Source organism: Pseudoalteromonas sp. 2CM39R, assembly GCF_023161845.1.
In genome coordinates this window covers 1-19,390 of sequence record NZ_JALNTM010000019.1, presented here as the reverse complement: position 1 = coordinate 19,390, position 19,390 = coordinate 1, and the positions used below count along the sequence as shown (strand labels likewise).

General features: G+C 41.4%; 16 protein-coding genes. 2 read left to right on the top strand and 14 right to left on the bottom strand.

What is annotated here, in order from left to right; translation table 11 throughout:
• Positions 1-83 precede the first annotated feature (83 nt).
• On the top strand, positions 84-500 hold the full coding sequence (locus tag MTF66_RS29795; RefSeq protein WP_054561218.1) for a hypothetical protein: 417 nt from the start codon (positions 84-86) through the stop codon (positions 498-500).
• A 37-nt stretch (positions 501-537) separates the two neighbouring features.
• On the opposite strand, the gene ccoG is transcribed toward MTF66_RS29795, so the two are convergent.
• The 9 genes from ccoG to MTF66_RS29750 form a co-directional block, all read right to left on the bottom strand.
• Complete coding sequence (ccoG, locus tag MTF66_RS29790) at positions 538-1,920, bottom strand: cytochrome c oxidase accessory protein CcoG (protein WP_248529423.1); 1,383 nt, start codon at positions 1,918-1,920, stop codon at positions 538-540.
• A 151-nt stretch (positions 1,921-2,071) separates the two neighbouring features.
• Positions 2,072-3,478, bottom strand: coding sequence for a sigma-54-dependent Fis family transcriptional regulator (locus MTF66_RS29785; RefSeq protein ID WP_248529422.1), 1,407 nt, complete (start codon positions 3,476-3,478; stop codon positions 2,072-2,074).
• A 111-nt stretch (positions 3,479-3,589) separates the two neighbouring features.
• The gene (locus tag MTF66_RS29780) at positions 3,590-4,147 is read right to left on the bottom strand and encodes a DUF1439 domain-containing protein (protein WP_248529421.1); all 558 of its coding nucleotides are present in this window, start codon (positions 4,145-4,147) and stop codon (positions 3,590-3,592) included.
• Positions 4,148-4,201: 54 nt separating this feature from the next.
• Positions 4,202-6,883 (bottom strand): DUF349 domain-containing protein, encoded by a 2,682-nt coding sequence (locus MTF66_RS29775; RefSeq protein ID WP_248529420.1) that lies wholly within the window; start codon positions 6,881-6,883, stop codon positions 4,202-4,204.
• The gene (locus MTF66_RS29770; protein WP_054561213.1) at positions 6,873-7,154 is read right to left on the bottom strand and encodes a YeaC family protein; all 282 of its coding nucleotides are present in this window, start codon (positions 7,152-7,154) and stop codon (positions 6,873-6,875) included. The genes MTF66_RS29775 and MTF66_RS29770 overlap by 11 nt, the downstream gene beginning before the upstream one ends.
• Position 7,155: 1 nt before the next feature.
• Positions 7,156-7,482, bottom strand: coding sequence for a hypothetical protein (locus MTF66_RS29765; RefSeq protein ID WP_054553080.1), 327 nt, complete (start codon positions 7,480-7,482; stop codon positions 7,156-7,158).
• Between the two features lie 151 nt (positions 7,483-7,633).
• Positions 7,634-9,136 carry a sodium:alanine symporter family protein gene (locus MTF66_RS29760; protein WP_054561212.1) on the bottom strand — a complete coding sequence of 501 codons (1,503 nt, stop codon included), beginning with the start codon at positions 9,134-9,136 and terminating at the stop codon, positions 7,634-7,636.
• Positions 9,137-9,421: 285 nt separating this feature from the next.
• A complete protein-coding gene (locus MTF66_RS29755) occupies positions 9,422-10,549 on the bottom strand; it encodes a M14-type cytosolic carboxypeptidase (protein WP_054561211.1) in 1,128 nt (375 codons plus the stop codon).
• Between the two features lie 202 nt (positions 10,550-10,751).
• Positions 10,752-12,194, bottom strand: a complete 1,443-nt coding sequence (locus tag MTF66_RS29750; protein WP_054561210.1) for a glyceraldehyde-3-phosphate dehydrogenase — start codon at positions 12,192-12,194, stop codon at positions 10,752-10,754.
• Positions 12,195-12,368: 174 nt separating this feature from the next.
• On the opposite strand from MTF66_RS29750, the gene MTF66_RS29745 reads away from it, so the two are divergent.
• A complete protein-coding gene (locus MTF66_RS29745) occupies positions 12,369-13,175 on the top strand; it encodes a DUF2989 domain-containing protein (RefSeq protein ID WP_248529419.1) in 807 nt (268 codons plus the stop codon).
• Between the two features lie 64 nt (positions 13,176-13,239).
• On the opposite strand, the gene ihfA is transcribed toward MTF66_RS29745, so the two are convergent.
• The 5 genes from ihfA to MTF66_RS29720 all read right to left on the bottom strand — a co-directional run bounded on the left by ihfA (position 13,240) and on the right by MTF66_RS29720 (position 18,768).
• The gene (ihfA, locus tag MTF66_RS29740; protein WP_002960690.1) at positions 13,240-13,539 is read right to left on the bottom strand and encodes an integration host factor subunit alpha; all 300 of its coding nucleotides are present in this window, start codon (positions 13,537-13,539) and stop codon (positions 13,240-13,242) included.
• A gap of 2 nt (positions 13,540-13,541) precedes the next feature.
• Positions 13,542-15,929: a phenylalanine--tRNA ligase subunit beta gene (pheT, locus tag MTF66_RS29735; protein WP_248529418.1), complete on the bottom strand. Its 2,388-nt coding sequence runs from the start codon at positions 15,927-15,929 to the stop codon at positions 13,542-13,544.
• A gap of 15 nt (positions 15,930-15,944) precedes the next feature.
• On the bottom strand, positions 15,945-16,925 hold the full coding sequence (pheS, locus tag MTF66_RS29730; RefSeq protein WP_054552893.1) for a phenylalanine--tRNA ligase subunit alpha: 981 nt from the start codon (positions 16,923-16,925) through the stop codon (positions 15,945-15,947).
• A gap of 77 nt (positions 16,926-17,002) precedes the next feature.
• Positions 17,003-17,713, bottom strand: coding sequence for a DnaA regulatory inactivator Hda (gene hda / locus MTF66_RS29725; RefSeq protein ID WP_248529485.1), 711 nt, complete (start codon positions 17,711-17,713; stop codon positions 17,003-17,005).
• Positions 17,713-18,768: a DUF2066 domain-containing protein gene (locus MTF66_RS29720; protein WP_248529417.1), complete on the bottom strand. Its 1,056-nt coding sequence runs from the start codon at positions 18,766-18,768 to the stop codon at positions 17,713-17,715. The genes hda and MTF66_RS29720 overlap by 1 nt, the downstream gene beginning before the upstream one ends.
• Positions 18,769-19,390: the final 622 nt, after the last annotated feature.

The following is a 19,390-nucleotide window of genomic DNA, read 5'->3' as shown; positions in this document are numbered from 1 at the left end:
TTGAAATTTGTATACTAAATAACTAGACACATACATAGAATTGTATAAAATTCGCGCTCTTTTTAATTCAAAAGGGAAGCAAATTGGAATTTAAGAATCACTATGGCAGTGTCAGTATCATCACTGATGGTCCAATTATTATTGGACAATTTTCTGGTAATATTAACGCACGTTTGGTCAATGACTTTGCAGTCGATTTAAAAAAGCATATTTCTGCTTTAGCTGGAAAGCCGTGGGCATATATTAGTCATTCTACCCAATTACTTGCTACCACCCCTGATGCTGAACGTGGTTTCACGCATTTATTTCGTGCCCTGCAAGGCACTAACTGTATAGCCACTGCTTATATGTTTAGCTCGTCTATTGTGCTTAATCAGATGAAACGCATCATTGCACAAGCGCAATCACCGATTCAAATAATGGACTGTTTATTTGATGATTTAGACAGCGCTAAGGCTTATGTCCTTAAACAGCTCGAATTTGCAGAAATGGCTTGTTAAAAACAAGCCATTTTCGTTTCTGGAGCCGTGATTGAGGTTAATCTCGGTAAAACTTAGTTTCTTTAGTTATTGCGATATCAGCATCTTCTAATGCTTGAATATGAAAACTGATAGGCGTTACTTTCGATTTCAGTTCGTAGCCATCTGCAACCACAGTGACAGGCACACGCTTCATCTGCCCAGCCTCAACAGTTATCGTTTCAGGCACTTGTAAGCTTGCTTCTTCGATACCACTGATGCCGATTGAATAGCTCAAGCTATGCTGTGTTTTGTTGATAATTGATAAGGTATATGGATTTTCTACTAAACCTTCAAAATTAACGCGGTACAGGGCATTACGGTCACGAATGACAGAAGCCTCAATAGGTGTACGCATTGCCATCCACACAACCATGCCAACGACAAACAGCGCTGTTAAACCACCATAGCCAAGCAGTTTTAACCTAAATGGGTTGGTCGTTTTGCCTTCCATTTGTTTTTCAGAGGCGTACCTGATCAGGCCTTTTTGATAGTTGAATTTTTCCATAGTGCTATCGCACGCATCAATACATAAGCCACAGTTTATGCATTCATACTGCAAGCCATTACGAATATCGATACCGGCTGGGCATACTTCAACACATAAGTTACAGTCTACGCAGTCACCTAAGCCTAACTCTTTAGGATCGGCTTTACGCTTACGCGCACCACGAGACTCCCCTCGCGCTTGATCGTAGGTAACAACTAACGTGTCTTTATCAAACATTACTGATTGAAAACGTGAATAAGGGCATGCGACAGTACACATTTTTTCACGTAAGAATCCCGCATTGCCATAGGTACAAAAAGCGAACAGGAATACCCAAAAGCTGACGATCCCAGACATTTCTAAGGTAAATAAGCTCATGTATAGAGACTTAGCAGGGATGAAATAAGCCATAAATGACATAGATGTAAGCAAAGAGATCACCAGCCAAGCTGCATGCTTAGTGATTTTCTTTTGCCATTTACTCACTGACCAATCAGCTTTATCAAGTTTAATACGCTGATTACGGTTACCTTCCACTTTATGTTCGACCCAAGTAAACATCAGCATCCAAATTGTTTGCGGGCAAGTGTAACCACACCAGACACGGCCTAACCAGTTAGTGACGAAAAACAAAGCAAACGCCCCTGTCATAAATAACATGGCTAAGATCATAAAATCTTGTGGTAATAGCGTTAAGCCAAACAAAGTAAATTTTTGGCTGGCTACGTCGAGTAATACAGCTTGACGGCCATCATAGGGGATCCACGGAATGGCGATGAACGTCAGCATTAGCACCCAGCCTAAGTAACGACGGATACGTTGAAAATACCCCTTTTGCTCACGAATATAAATTGGCCCTTCTTGGTTGTAGGGCTTGATGATTAAGTCTTGCTCTTTAATATCAAATTTCATTTTGCTACTTACTTTTGTGTCGGTAATAACCTGATAGAGCAACAATCAGGCCAACACAAATTAAAGATAAACTATTGATATTAAATGATTAAATTTATATTTAAACGTTCAAAAGCACGATATATCGCGAACACTCGCGATATATCACGAATTAGCGCTTTATCGCTAGCTTTTTCATCTTTGATCTAAGGGTACTTTCTGGCAGGCCCAGCAAGGTTGCAGCACCATTTTCACCTGATATTTGCCCGTTACAGCGTTTTAGCACCTCACAAATATGCTGCTTTTGTACAGCATCAAGAGAAACCACCTGCTCATTTGATTGCTCGTTACTCAAAGGTGCAGACAGCTGTAATACAGCTTGCTTAGACAGAATAGCTTCACGTTCTAGAATATTTTGTAACTCACGAATATTACCAGGCCAATCGTAATTAGCTAACTTCGTGATTGTTGCTTTGCTAAGCCCTTTTAACTGTTTACCTAAGCGCTTGTTCAGCTGCGTAATAATATTTGCTGCAAGTAGTGGAATATCTTCCTTGCGTTCACGAAGCGCAGGCACACGAATAGGAAAGACATTTAGGCGATAATACAAGTCCATTCGAAAGCTACCCTGCTCAACCATTTGCCACAAGTTACGGTTTGTTGCAGCCAATACTCGAATATCGACTTTTATGGTTTGGCTGCCCCCGACACGCTCAAACTCTTGCTCTTGTAGGACCCGCAGTAATTTACTTTGCGCCTCTAATGGCAGCTCTGCCACTTCATCTAAAAATAAAGTGCCTTTATCAGCCAGTTCAAAACGCCCTTTTCTGCGTTCATTAGCGCCAGTAAACGCCCCTTTCTCATGACCAAATAACTCAGACTCAATTAAGTTGGCGGAAAACGCCGCGCAGTTTACTTTTATGAAAGGTTGCTCAGAACGGTTGCTCAAACGATGAAGGTTTCGAGCTACTAGCTCTTTACCCGTGCCGTTTTCACCTAAAATCAAAACCGTACTATTGGTTTGGCTTACCAAGGTAATTTGCTCGAGCATACTTTGAAATGAATGACTTTGCCCAACTAAACCAGAGTCTTGCCAATCTTCGTTTAACTCTGAAATAAGGTAAGCATTTTCAGCTTGTAGCTGCTCAGATAAGTGCTGAACTTGTGCTAAGGCATCACGTAACGCCACTTCTGTTTGCTGTTGTTTGGATACATCGCGAAAAATCGCGACTGCCCCAATCAAGGCACCATTTTTATAAACTGGCGTTGAAGTATACTCAACAGCAAAATAGCTTCCATCTTTACGCCAGAATACTTCATCGTTTACATGACGGTGTTTGCCATCGAACATAGTGCAATATATTTGGCATTCATCCGCCGGGTATGGTGAGCCATCTTTACGAGTATGATGATGATATTGGTGTATTTTTTTACCAAGGAGTTCGTCTGCTTTCCAGCCCGTCATGCGCTCCGCAGCAGGGTTTACAAAAACTGCATTACCCGATAAATCGAAGCCATAAATACCTTCACCAACGGCATTTAGCAGTAATGTGGGGTCGTTTAAAAATTCCTTGATCATAGCCATCACTCAATTCGCGAAATATCACGAGCAATTATGGCAAGGTTGAACATGCTTAACAAGCAATTACAAAAAAAGCGGCTAGAAGCCGCTTTAAAATATCAAATAGCTTTACAGTGTGGGCACTAAAATAATTTCACCCTGAGATACTTTCATATCTAATGGCAATTTACTTAATAGTGCGACTTTAGGGTCATTCATATTTAGCTTGTAGACAGGGTTAACCGCTAAAAAGCCGTTAATCACTTGCATTGCTTGATCATCTAATAAGTTTAAGCTGCCCTTGAAACCCGCGGTGTCGATTGTTGTATCAACCAGTTTTACATTACGTAAAAAGACCGCTTTTTTCTCGCTGTCATAAAATGGGCTGCCTTCAATTTGTAGTTTTAAGCGTACTGGATACTTAAGCGCAAACGCTTTGACAACAGCACTAGAATCGGCCCCTAAAACCACCACATCACGCTTATCTGGGCCAACATTGACACTCAGGTCGTTTACCGCAAAATCTACTGGTAAGCCCATCAGCTTAATCTGTTCACTTAGTTTTGGTAATTGATTAGCAAGGGCTGCTTCAATTTCAGAATTGGTAAACGAGTAAACAGACATCCCTTGATCTGTACTTTTACATGCCCCTAAAAATAAACAGGTAAGTAGTAATAAAATTCTCATTGTTTTCCTCAAAAACACACGGAAAAAAACCGCTTAAAAAAGCGGTTTTATTCGTTAAATTGCAAATATTGCTTTAAGCCTTGCTAGTGTGTCAGCTGAAACTGAACCCTCACTGACTGCAAGTAATTGCTTTAAGTAATAATAAACATCTGCGTGCTCGCCACGGTGTTTATCATCTAACATCGCAACTTGCTCTGTCATACGTAACTGGCTATCAGCCGATTCAACGCCCGCTAGAATTTCGATACGAGTTAACAGCTGCGCAGCGTTTAGATTAGTTATTAATGAAGCTTGGAACTGCGAAGGCAGTTCACTGTGGCTCTCAAGAGCTGCAAATAAAGCCGTTAATTTAGACTGCTCTGCTTGCTTGCTGATTTGCGCTGTTTTTGCGCTAATCGCTGTCTCTAACTGAGTCACGCGTGCCGATAATGCTTTTGAGTATTCAAGCTCTGCTAGCTTCACTGTTAAATCTTTAAGCTGTGCAAGGTGCACCACGGTCTCAAGTGCAGACTCAAGCTCACTTAATTGCTCTGCGGCAACTTCGTCATTTTGTTGCTGAACTTGCTTTTGCTGTTCAAACTCGGCACTGCGCTTAGCAAAGGTGTCGTCATTAACTCGTCTGAATTGCTGCCATAAAGTGTTTTCAGCTTTCATTCCAGCAAAGCCAATAGTCTGCCATGTTTGTTGAAGTGCTTTTAGCTCCTGGCATGCAGCAGCTAAATCATCGCTTTGTGATAACTGTGTTGCTTGCTCAACAAGTGCAGCTTTTTGCTCAGCATTTGCTTTATGAAATGCAGCAAGTTGACCTTGAACTTGTGATTGCGCAGCTTTAAATTGCGCTTGTAGTTCACGGTATGTTTTAGGATCGACGTTACCTGCAGAACGCCACGCTTTTGCGGTACGGTTGAACTTGCTTTCAAACTGCTTCCAATCAAACTCATCAGAAGAGGTATCAAGCTCTGTTAACTGCTGCATTTGCGAGATTATTTCAACGCGCTGTGCTTTAGCTTGTTCACGTTGCTGCTCCTGCTCTGCAAAATACTCACGACACGGCGCAAACAGTAATTCAATTTGTTGATCGAATAACTCGCCTTGTTGCTTTTCTGCATCAGTATCTAAACGCCCTAACTCATTCCAACGACGACGTAACTGTTTAACTTGCTCTGCGCGTTGTTTAGGGTCAGTGCACTCGGTTGCAACAAGTTCATTTACTTCAACAAGTAATGCATCACGCTTTGGCGCTGATGCGTATTTTTGCCAATCTTTTGCTTCTGCTAATTGCGCTTCTAAATCAGCTTTCAAGCTATTTAATGGCTGCTTATAATAGTCTGTAAGTGTTGCGTATAGCTCTTCAAAGCCTTTAAACACACCAAAGGCAACATTAAAGCGACCTTGATCAATTAAGCGTTTTACATCACGAGCTTTACGCTTCGCTGTTTGCTGATTTTTCTCAAATTTATTGGTCAGCGGTGCCATCGCTTGCTGCCAGCGGTTTACTGTTTCAGCTAAATTGGCTTTAAAGCGACCTTGTAAACGACTAGGAATACTAGCCAGCTTTTTGCGTGCTAATTTTTGTTGTTGCTCAAACTGCTGTTTTAGCCCGTCAAACTCGCTTTCGTCTTCAGTTGTCGCAACTGAGTTTAATTGATCAAATGCCTCTTTAAACTCAGCAATAGCACTAACCAGTTGCGGTAACTGCTCAACTTGGTTAAATAAATTTGTTAAATGTTGCTTTACATCACGCACAGTTTTGTTATCAGCTAAGTCCGCCTCTGCTAACGCATCTTTTGCCTCTGCAACTTTTGCCTCGAGCCAATCTTGCTGAATTTGCTCTGGCGTTTCTAAGCCTAATTGCAATGCATTTTCAATTTCTTCGCCAATTGCTTCAAGGCTTGCCAGTGCTAATACCTGACGTTGTTGTTCAGCTAACGCTTGCTGCGCGGCTTCATGCTCTTTACTTAGAAGTGCAATATGAGACTCAAGCTTTTGCGTAATCGCTGAATACTTCTTATCTAACGTGCTTACTTGCTCATCGCTCAGCCATTTTAGTTCGATAGCTTGCCACTGCTGTAATAACTCAGCATGTTGCATCGACACTAACTGAAAGTCATTTTTATCACGAAGCGCATTAAGCTTTGCTAATACCACACGTGTATCAGCTTCTACTTTGGCAGGCATTTCTATCGCTAAGCGTTCATTGTCAAGATGAGTCGCCAGTTGTGTGTGTGCCTCACCTTTTGCATGCTTTAATAATGATTTAGCAAGTTGATGATTAATCACAAGCTCAACAAGCTGCAATTGCAGCTCTTCACGGCCTTCTTTAAAAGCTTTATCAATTAGGCTTGGGTTTGCTAAACGCTTTAATAACTTAACGCGAACTTGAAGTTCTTTTTCTGCAAAGGCGAGTTTCTCAAGAGTTTTGACAGGTGCATAACGCTCAATAAACTCATTTTTGATATTTGCATCTAGCTGGCTATCGGTATTTAAAACCGCTTGGTTTATATGCTGTTCTGCAACGTCTTTAAGTGCTTGGTCTTGCTTGTATGCTTGCCACCATAAAACAATATCGTTCACTTTGTTTAATGCTTTTTTGCGGATCTCAGCTGAGCTGTCTTCAAGGGCAATGCTATTTAAGATGCTAAGGTCACGCTCTGTATCAAGACGTTCAACCGCAGCTAAACGCACTTGGTTTTTAGGATGCTTCCACTTTGGAGTAAACAGGTGTTTAAAGATCATTTTCACTAAACCTAGCTATTTCATTTTCTGATGCGAATTCTTTTTGCAATTGAGCTTTGCTCTTTTGCACCATTTCACCATTTGCGCCAATGGTAAACTGCTCATTGCTTTGCGAAACTTTAGCTTGATAAAGCATCACGAGTTGAACGGTTTGTTGTTTTTGTTCTTCAGACAAAGGCGTGCCGTCAGGCCACTTACCCGTTGAGGCACCATACTGAAGACGTTCAAATACTTCTGGGGTGATATTTTTAACGATGTGATCAATATTCATGTTACTTTTTCTTTTTTAAAACAACTAAATAGATGCGGCTTACAAGATACCACACAAAACCTACTGCCATTGCCGATGTATAGGCATACCACTCAAGAGACTTTGCTTCGGGGTGCATAAAGTAATAACAGAAAAAGCCCCCTAAAAATAAAATCAGTGCGAGGAAAGACTGATTCATAAACTTTTGTTGTCTACGAATGCGCGTTTCTTTTTGCATTTGCTGCAATTGCTCATTGCTTAGATCGGTGACTTGGCATTCACAATGCGGGCATTGCTTATGTTTGTCAGATATTGATTTTGCACACTGCGGGCAACTAATAATCGCCATATCTTTCTCCATACTACGCATAAAAAAGGCGCCTTTAGGCGCCCTTTATTGTACTTGTTTTATGAGTCGATGTCTTATTTGAATTTCATTCATTTGTGAAGATTCGAAAACCTGCACAACTAAATTCACTACAAAAACTCAAAAACCTGATTTATTGTTTCTGTTTCGCCTTTTCAGCTAGACGCTTTTCCCAGAAAGTCGCATTTTTAATGCCTAATTTAACTGGATCAAAAGTGATTTCGCCACCGGCTTTCTTTTGATCTTCGTAATCACGTAAGCAGTTAAGAGCAGGTTTTGCGACAAAGAAAATAGCCAAAATACCGACAATGTTGATCCAGGCCATTAAGCCTACGCCAATATCACCAATATTCCAGATATAACCAGAACTGTTTACCATGCCGTAAGCCACCATAAACATGATGACAAGCTTAACAATAACCAGTGGAATATTGCCTTTGAAATAACGGTTTAAGTAAGCAACGTTCGTTTCAGCAATGTAGTAATAAGCAAGAATTGTGGTAAATGCGAAGAAGAATAAAGCAATACCAACGAATGCTTCACCAAAGCCACCAAATACGCTAAATAATGCCATTTGTGTGAAAGCAGCAGAGCCTACTTCTGTTGCAGCATCAACGTTTTGCACAATGAATTGACCTGCAGGTAACTCACCCACAATGTTGTATTGTTTAGTGATTAGAATCATTAACGCCGTTGCTGTACAAACAAAAATGGTATCAACATAAACAGAAAATGCTTGCACTAAGCCTTGTTGAGCTGGGTGATCAACTTCAGCAGCTGATGCTGCATGTGGACCCGTACCTTGACCTGCTTCGTTTGAGTAAATACCACGTTTAACACCCCAACCAATAGCAGCACCAAAGCCTGCTTGCGCGGTGAATGCATCAGATAAGATCATTGAGAAGATACCTGGCACTTTATCTAGGTTCAAGAACACCACGATTAAAGCTAACACGATGTAACCTAGCGCCATAAATGGCACCACGATTTGTGTGAAGTTTGCGATACGTTTAATGCCACCAAAGATGATAAATGCAAGCACAATTAAGATGATTGCAAGCGCAACAAGCTTAAAGCTACCTACTTCACCAAAGCTGGTGCTAACCAATGTGCCTTCACCAAAAACTTGTGTAAATGCATTACCTACCGCATTCGCTTGAACGCCCGGAAGGAACACACCACAAGCAATAATCGCCGATACTGCAAATAATACGGCTAACCACTTTTGCTGTAAGCAGCGGTCGAAGTAAAATGCTGGACCACCGCGATATTGACCATCTTCTTCTGATTTATAAATCTGACCAAGAGTTGACTCGGCATACGCAGTACTTGCGCCAAGGAACGCAACTATCCACATCCAGAAAATCGCACCCGGGCCACCAAAGCCGATTGCAGCAGCCACCCCGGCAATATTACCGACACCTACACGGCCTGATAACGATACAGCAAGTGCTTGGAATGAAGAAATACCCGTATCTGAATTATTAGAGCTAAGCAATAATTTACACATTTCTTTAAAATGTCTAACTTGTGCGAATCGGGTTAAAACGGAATAAAACAGACCTGCACCTAGACATAAATAAATGAGTGCACTACTCCAAATTATGTCATTAACGGCGCTTACTAAAGCTTCCATGGATATCCTCTATGATTATATTTTTTATTGTTAGTTACGATACTCAGCGTGAGCTTGTGAGAATGCGCGACACGATGACTGTGAGAAATAAAAATGAGATTTTGTTACTTCACAGCTGAACATATTGAATATTAACTTAAACCCACCAAGTTTGTTAACAGTTAATTTTCAATATGCTAAATGTACCTACCTCGTTAACATTTGATGCATCCTGCTCTACACCGTCATTTTTCAGTCAACAGATACAATTACGGGCATCAGTTTTGCTGATGCCCGTAAGGTTCGTTATCTTAATTTATCAACCACGTTAACGATAGCCGCTAACGTATCTTGACCAAATTGATACGAGCGACGATCTGACCAGCCGTAATCTGGATCTGGTAAATCATCGTTATCTTTAAATGGCATCTCTACCGTGTAAGCTAATGCATTAAATTCATGCGCGACAGCAGAAGAACCGACAGTTAGGTTAGCCTGGCCCGGCTCATCTTTTGGATAACCATGTTCGTCTTGGAACTCAGGCGTTACAGTTAAAAGCGCAGCTTTAAAACTATCTTCTAACTCTTTTAAGCGATCATCGTAGCCTGGGATACCTTCACTACCCGCAACAAAGTTATAAGGAATTGCTTCGTCACCATGAATATCTAAGTGCATATCAAGGCCCGTCTCACGCATTTTGTTAAGCACTAAGAAAACTTCAGGGCTATTTTCCATGCTAGGTGTTTGCCATTCACGGTTCAAGTTAACGCCTTTAGCGTTAGTACGTAGGTGACCACGCACACTGCCATCCGGGTTCATATTTGGCACAATGTAGAATACCGCTTTAGATAATAGTGCCGCTGCATGTGGGTCTTCATCATCAAGTAATTTATGAAGTAAACCTTCAACGTACCACTCAGCCATAGTTTCGCCTGGGTGCTGGCGCGCCGTGATCCAGATTTTTTTCTTCTCACTGCTAGGAATACCCACACGTAAAACACTCATGTCACGACCATCAAGGGTTTCGCCTAATGTTTCTAATTCACAAGCATGCTGGCTTTGTGCCCATGCTAGTAAATCTAGATGGCGGTCATAGCTGTATGGCGCAAAGTAAGCAAAGTACATGCTGCTACACTCAGGCTCTACTTCAAATGATAGTGTGCCGTTTGCGTACTCAGATGGTACACGGAACCAAGTTTGACGGTCGTATGATGCAACCGCATGATAACCTTCCCAGCCATCAGGGTATGCTGAGTTCTCTAGGTTATTAATGTGTAATTTATGGTTTTGAAACGCAGTTGTTTCAAGACGAAAGTGAAACCACTGGAAAAAATCAGACTGATTGTCTTTATTGATTTCTAATTGAATATTCAGTGGATCAACGGCTTCAATAACCTTGATATTACCACTGTCAAAATTGCTGGTGATTTTCATTCTATAAACCTATTGGTTAAAAATAATTCTTAGCTATTCGCTTGTTAGTTAAGAATTAAGTCAACGCTCTGTAGTTAGAACGTTTTGTTAGTAATATGGTGTAGACCCTTAACAGCCTACCACATGCTGAAAATTTGCAAAAACTTTCACGACTAAAAAAGCCAGCATAATGCTGGCTTCTAGATTCTTTATAACTTATGTATTAGCGAGGTAAGCTTGGGAAAGTTACTTCAGCCATATCACGCATACAACGTACTACCTGACAGCTATAACCAAATTCATTATCGTACCAAACGTAAAGTACAACGCGGTTGTCATCTACGATTGTCGCTTGTGAATCAACAACACCTGCATAACGGCTACCTACTAAATCAGTCGATACGATTTCAGTAGACGCTGTGTAATCGATTTGATCACGAAGGTCTGAATGAAGTGCTGTTTCACGTAAGAACGCATTTAGTTCTTCAACAGTTGTACCTTTTTCAAGGTTTAAGTTCAAGATAGCCATTGATACGTTTGGTGTAGGAACACGGATAGCGTTACCAGTTAGTTTACCTTCAAGCTCAGGTAAAGCTTTAGAAACCGCTTTTGCAGCACCTGTTGAAGTGATAACCATGTTAAGTGCAGCAGCACGGCCACGACGCTCAGCTTTGTGGTAGTTATCAATTAAGTTTTGGTCATTTGTGTACGAGTGAACTGTTTCAACGTGACCATTCTTGATACCAAACTTATCGTTAAGTGCTTTTAACGTAGGGGTAATAGCATTGGTTGTACAGCTTGCTGCACAGACAATCTTATCTTCAGATTTGATATCTTGGTTGTTTACACCGTATACGATGTTTTTGATGTTGCCTTTAGCTGGTGCAGTTAATAATACTTTTGCTGCGCCTTTTGCTTCTAAGTGCTGACCAAGACCTGCTTCGTCTTTCCAGATACCAGTGTTATCAACAACAAGTGCATTCTCGATGCCGTAAGCTGTGTAATCAACTTCGCTAGGAGAGTTAGCATAGATAACTTGAATGTAGCTACCGTTAGCTTTAATCGCATTGCGCTCTTTATCAATTGTGATTGAGCCATTGAATGGACCGTGGATAGAGTCACGGCGAAGTAAGCTTGCACGCTTTTCTAAGTCGCCGTCTTTACCGCCACGTACAACGATTGCACGTAAACGTAGGTCTGCATAAGGGCCTGACTTTTCGATTAATAGACGTGCTAATAAACGACCGATACGACCGAAACCGTATAACACAACATCACGTGGCTCTTTGCGCTCTGAGTTTGCGATTTCTGCTAATTCGTCAGTTAAGTATTCTTCAACTGAGCGACCTTTCGCAGCATCGTTAAATAAATAACCATACGCTAGTTTACCAATATCGATACGTGCTGAGTTTAAATCCATTTTGCTAATTGCTTCTAAGAAAGGGAAGCTTTCACGTAAACGTAATTTTGTACCTTCAAACTGAGCAACTGTTTTGTGCGCTTTGATGATATCGATTGTACTGGCATTAACGAGAGGACGGCCATATACAGCGATTTCGATACCACGATTACGGTAAAGTCTACCAATGATAGGTTGCATACTTTCTGCGTAATCTTGACGTTCTTGCCAGCTGCTTGTGTATTCTAACTCGTGAGATGAGGTCATTTTTTTTACCTAATTAAACAATTTTGAACGGATAGCCTTAAAAAATGTGTTGTGATTTGAGAGCAACACATCTCAGGCAGGGGTATTCTAATTTAAACTCGAACGATTCTCCACTGTTACAGAACAAATCATTGCGCTAGAATAAAGTAGTACAAATTAAGTAGAGGTTAAGGAATGTTATTAAGAGCAAGCGTGTTGCTTGGTTTATTGGCATTAGCAGGCTGTGAAGATCCGCTTACACTAGCGAAAGTGTGCGACGAAACACCTGGCTTCTGCAGTGATTTAAATAAAGATAGTCACTGTAAAGAGCAACGTGCCGAGGTCATCATTCAACGTTATGTTGAATATAAGTCACCAACAGACGAAAACAAATACCAATTATTAAAGGATTTTGAGAAATACGATCAATGTGTGTCGCTTGCCGCCAAGATTGAGCATATAAAACTAAAAGAAAAAACCACGTCTCGTGTTGAGGGTCATTTAACAAGCATCAAAGAAATGACACGAATTTTTCAAGATACCAAAAACACTGACCACCCAGGCTTGCTGTATTTCCATTGGTCACGTAATAACGACCAGTCTGCGTTAACTAAGTTACTCGCCCTTGAAGAAAAACAAGATAAACGGGTGACTGAAGATGCCGAAATGCAGTTTTTCTTAGCAAGCTATTACGTAAAGTTTGATGATGAAAAAACCATTGATCTGCTTTACAAAACGCTAGAGCTAAATAAAGCTGGTGAAACTCCCAACCCTGAGATCTACCCTACTCTTGTGAGCTTATTTTACAAACATGAAAAGTATAAGCATGCCTACACCTTTGCACGTGTAGCACAATTGTCAGGGTATGAAGATGTCGATATTTTACCTATCGAGCATCAACTCGCTGCCGCAGGCAAAAGCCTAGACAGCTTAGATGATTTAGCACAAAAAACTTACGACAGTATCCAAGAAGGAAGCTTCGTATCACCACGCGGGTTTTGATAATTCCAACTCGCTAATGTGCAGTACTCAGACAAATAAAAAAGGCAGCTAACGCTGCCTTTTCTTATTTTGCTTTGCTTGTGCCAACTTCTACACGAGTTTTTAGCTTCTGACCTGGTCTAAAAGTCACAACTCGGCGCGCCGAAATAGGAATATCTTCACCTGTTTTCGGATTGCGGCCTGGACGTTCTTTCTTATCTCGAAGATCAAAGTTACCAAATCCAGAGAGCTTAACCTGCTCGCCTTTTTCTAGCGCTGAGCGGATTTCTTCAAAAAACGCTTCAACTAAATCTTTGGCATCTTTTTTATTGATCCCGAGTTTTTCAAATAGGTGTTCAGCTATGTCGGCTTTAGTAAGCGCCATATCTAGTCCCTCAACGATGCGTTAAATTGTTCGGCCAGTGCGGCCACCACATTATCAACTACTTGATTGATATCTTTCTCTTCGAGCGTTCTATCAACCGCTTGCAGTGTTAGAGCAATCGCCAAACTCTTATAATTTGGCTCAATACCTTTGCCCTTATACACATCGAATAAGTTTAGGTCAACCAATTGATTTCCGCCAACTTTTTCTATGACATTTAAAATATCGCCAGATTTTACGTGATCTTCCACTAAAATCGCGATATCACGGCGGTTTGACGGGAATTTCGACACTGCCACAGCTTCTGGTAATTTTCTTTTTTCTAGTGCAGACATTTCGATTTCAAACACAAATGCTGTGTTGTTGATATCTAGTGACTTTTGCACTTGTGGGTGCACTGCACCAAAGAAACCTACTTTTTTACCATCAACATAAATAACGGCTGATTGGCCTGGGTGTAAGCCATCAGACTGCTCTGCTTTTATCTCAAAACGTGATGAATCGTTACTAATTGCTAAAAGTGCTTCAACATCACCTTTTAAATCATAGAAATCAACACTACGCTTTTCTTGAACCCAATGTTCACCGTGTGCAAGACCAGAGATTACACCACCAATGACTGCAACTTGGTTTACACCGTTTTCAGCATTTTCGTCACTTAAGAATTTTAAGCCGTGCTCAAATAAACGTACACGTGGTTGCTGACGGTTTTGGTTATAAACTAGAGACGCTAAAAGACCCGGCATTAAGCTCACGCGCATTGCTGACATTTCAACCGAAATTGGGTGTGGCAATACAAGCGCATCACTTTGCGGGTGTAAAATTGCTTGTGCTTTTGGATCAACGAAGCTGTACGTAATTGCTTCTTGGTAACCACGAGTTACAAGTGTATTGCGGAATTTAGTTACCGCAACATGAGACTCGTCATGGTTAGTCATTTTTAATTTAGCAGTTGGTGCAACGTTAGGAATACTGTTATAGCCGTAAACACGCGCAACTTCTTCAATTAAATCTTCTTCAATACGAATATCAAAGCGATAGCTAGGTACGTCAGCACTCCATACACCATCAACAATTTTCACGTCTAAACCTAAACGCGTTAGGATATCAGTTACTTTTGCATCATCAATGTGGTGACCAATTACACGGTCTAAACGTTCACGACGTAAACGAACTTCTGTTACTTTTGGTAATTTGTCAGTTGCAACTGCTTCAACAACTGGGCCTGCTTCACCGCCAACAATTTCAAGAAGTAATGCTGTCGCACGTTCCATTGCATCTTTTTGCAGTGCAAAATCGACACCACGCTCGTAACGGTGTGACGCATCAGTGTGTAAACCGTAGCTGCGTGCTTGACCCGCAATAGCGACAGGGTTAAAGAACGCACTTTCTAATAAGATGTCTGAAGTTGCTTCAGTTACACCTGATTTTTCACCACCAAAAATACCTGCAATAGCAAGTGCTTTGTTGTGATCAGCAATAACAAGCGTAGACTCGTTTAGTTTAGCTGTGTTGCCATCTAACAGAACTAACTCTTCATCCGCGTTTGCGCTACGAACTTTAATACCACCTTCAATCGCATTTAAATCAAACGCGTGCATTGGGTGACCTAGCTCTAATAACACGTAGTTTGTTACATCAACAACAGGGTCAATTGAGCGAATACCACTGCGACGAAGCTTCTCTACCATCCAAAGAGGTGTTTCTGCATCAAGGTTGATACCTTTAATTACACGACCTAAATAACGAGGGCACGCTTCATCATTAACAAGTTCAATCGATACTTTGTCATCAATCGTTGCAGCAACTGGTGCGATTTCAAGTGTGTTTACATCAACACTGTTAAGTACACCTACTTCACGCGCTAGGCCTTTGATTCCTAAACAATCACCACGGTTAGGTGTTAAGTCAACATCAATAATGTTGTCGTCTAGGCTTAAGTACTCACGTAAATCAGTACCGATTGGTGCATCACTTGGTAATTCCATGATGCCATCACCTTCTTCGCTGATACCTAACTCAACGAATGCGCACAGCATACCGTGTGAAGGTTGACCACGAAGTTTGGCTTTTTTAATTTTGAAGTCGCCAGGTAATACAGCGCCAACTGTGGCAACAGCCACTTTTATGCCTTGACGGCAGTTAGGTGCACCACACACGATATCAAGTAGCTCATCACCACCTACGTTTACTTTAGTTACACGTAACTTATCAGCATCAGGGTGTTGACCACACTCAACCACTTCACCAACAACAACGCCAGAGAATTCTGCTGCTGCAGGCTCAACACCGTCAACTTCAAGACCAGCCATTGATAACTGTTCCGAAAGAGCCTGTGTGTCGATTGCTGGGTTAACCCACTCTCTTAACCACTTTTCACTAAATTTCATTTTATATCTTCACTCTTAACGGAACTGGTTTAGGAATTTTAAATCGTTTTCGAAAAATGCACGTAAGTCGTTAACGCCGTAACGCAACATAGTCAAGCGCTCTACACCCATACCGAATGCGAAGCCTGTGTATTTTTCTGGATCAATACCCACTGATTTAAGAACGTTAGGGTGAACCATGCCACAGCCTAATACCTCTAACCACTTGCCGTTTTTACCCATAACATCAACCTCAGCTGATGGTTCAGTAAATGGGAAGTAAGAAGGACGGAAACGAATTTCCATATCTTCTTCAAAGAAGTTACGTAAGAAGTCGTGCAGAATACCTTTTAACTCAGTGAAGCTTACATCTGTATCAACCATTAAGCCTTCCACTTGGTGGAACATTGGCGTGTGTGTTTGGTCATAATCGTTACGATAAACACGACCTGGAGAGATGATACGTAGTGGTGGCTGCTCAGTTTCCATAGTACGGATTTGTACACCACTCGTTTGCGTACGTAACACAAGCTTAGGGTTGAAATAGAAAGTATCGTGGTCAGCTCGCGCTGGGTGGTGCTCAGGAATATTTAGCGCATCGAAGTTATGAAAATCATCTTCAACTTCAGGACCTGATTTAACCGCAAAACCTAACTCACCAAAAAAGCTTTCAATACGTTCAATAGTACGAGTTACTGGGTGTAAGCCACCTGTTGGCATAACACGACCCGGTAAAGTTACGTCGATCGTTTCTGCAGCTAGTTTCTCTTCAAGAGCCTTACTTGCTAGTAACTCACGCTTTTCGTTAATGGCTGTTTGTACTTCTTGTTTTGCTTGGTTAATCACTTGACCTGCTTCTTTACGCTCTTCAGGGGCAATCTTGCCTAGCGTTTTAAGTAAGCTGGTGATTTCACCTTTTTTACCAAGGTAATTAACCCTGATATCTTCTAGTTGCGCGATTTCATTCGCACTGGCAACTGCCTCAAGTGCTTGCGCTAAAATATTTTCTAAGTTCATTGAGTACCTGGTCTTTCACAGAAGGATTTTTGTAATAGCTAATGATAACTGAAAGCAAGGACTAGATTCTAGCCCTACTAAAGCTTTAACGTTGATTTTATAAAAGGAATTGTTAATTTTCTTTGTGCAGCCATTGAGGCATGGTCAAGTTTGTCTAAAACGTCTAATAATGCACGCATATCGCGGCTTAATCGCGTTAATAAAAAGCGCGCACATTCATCGGTTAGTTCAAGGCCGCGCATATGAGCACGGCGTACGAGGGCTTCGGCTTTATCATCATCGCTCATTGAGCGAATTTGTAATGTTGTCCCCCACTTCAAACGCGATACTAAATCCGGTAAGTTGATGTGCAGCATGTCGGGTAATAAATCAGCTGTGACAACAAGGTATTTGCCCGGCTCATTAAAGCGATTGAAAAAATTAAATAACCCTTTTTCCCATGCATCGTTGCCTGCCACTAAGTGCACGTCATCGATACATAACACATCAAGATTTTCCAGACCCTCAAGTACTACAGGACCAAAATCAATCACTTCACGCATTGAAAGTAACATGGTTGATAAACCGCGCTCTTGGGCATGAATACAGGTCGCGTACAATAGGTGGGATTTACCAGAATCACCTAAACCGCATAAGTAGGTATATTGAAATTTATTACTGAGCTTTGTGAACGCATCTTTAAGGTGACTCACTTCAAGAGAGTTTTCGCCACCAAAATAAGAAGTAAATGTTTCATCATCAGGCAAAGTAACTGGCAATGCCATTTGCATTGGTTCTTGCACTTCGATTAAAGCCCCTGCCACTGATATTCAAGTTCGTCGCTATTCACCACTTGATAAAAATCACGCGGGTCCTGATACGCTTTAAAGGCACTATCCAGTTCTAACGCTTTTCTAAAATCATTCATGCTGCCAGTGTGATTAACTATAAATTTTACGGTATCAGGCGTACGTACAGATATCACAGCGCGAGTAACAACACTTAAGCTCTCTAAACGGCGTTTAGCAAATTCAATATCAACAAAGTTATTGATACCTTTGAGATAGAAAGTAGCTGTCGCAAGTTGGCCAATCATTGTTGGATCAATGGCATATTCTGCTGCTAAGCCACCTGCTAAACTGTCAATCATATCTGCAACAATTTGCTGCTTATCACCCATCAAACGATTTGTATCGAATAATTCCGCATTAGTGAATCGCCAATCAAGGATCCAGGTTTCTGAATCAGCTTGTTGATACATTCTTGCAGTAATACTGCGCTCTGCACTATAACGACTTGAGGCTCGCTCTACAGGCTCAGAGAAATTACCCCACACTTCTGGGATACCAACAATAGCGCGGTCTTGTAAATCAAGTAATGGCACAACCACAGGTAAACCACGACGACCTGCTTTATCGTATATAAGCTGTTCAAGCTGCGGATAAGACTCTTGGGTAACCAGTTCACGGCGCCAATTATCTTCAATGCCTAACCAGATAGCCACTAAAGGACGACGTGTCCCCCACAATGGCAAGCCAAGATCTTTGATTAATGCATTAATCTTATTTGCTTCAAACTTAACAACCAGATTTAAACTACCATCTGCTTTTTCGTCATATTCGAATTTCAGCATGTAATCTGAAATGTCGCGAGTGCGCTGTTTAGCAACAGGGTTTTGATCTGCGCTTGTATCACCACTGACTTTCACCAGCACATTTAGCAGTGCTTCACGGCTTGCTGCCAAACGAGCATCACGTGATTTGTCTGCAACTTTAAGAGTATCTTGATATAAATTAGTCACCTCAACAGCGAAAGTTGAAGCACTCGAAAAAAATAATAATAAACAAATAAGTAATCTAGACACAGGCCATTAGTTCTTGCTTTTAAACTGATTTGATCCTAAATCAAAGCCATAAACAAAGCAAAGTTAATTTAATGAACGGGAGATGAGCGAGTTCGTGAATTACGATTTGGGAGTTAGCGAGGGGAAAGTTAGAAAGGGTAAAGATACGAGTTAGAAAGAGTAAAGTTTGAGGGTCTGGCGTAGGTTGGGTAGAGCGGAGTGAAACCCAACACATCACAGAGCTATCAGCTTTCAGCCGTCAGCGTTCAGCCGCCCGGTGTGGGTGTTTGGTGCTGCGTCTTCCTCTAACGAAGGTTCTAGGTTCTAGGTTCTAGGTTCTAGGTTCTAGGTTCTAGGTTCTAGGTTCTAGGTTCTAGGCAAAGTGTACTTGTAGGAATGGCTTTAACCATGAATGTATTTGTTATGGTCTGAATTCGGCACTGAAGTGCCTCCTACGGGGGTTGTTGCTGAGGGATGCACTGTACTAAACAACCCCACAGTTCAACTGACCTCTAACATCTGACGTCTGATATCTCTGTGTTTCAGCTGACGTCTGACGGCTGAAAGCTGACAGCTCCAAACGCAAAAAAGCCCGACTCTTTCGAATCGGGCTTTCTCTTATTTGGAGCCTGGCGATGACCTA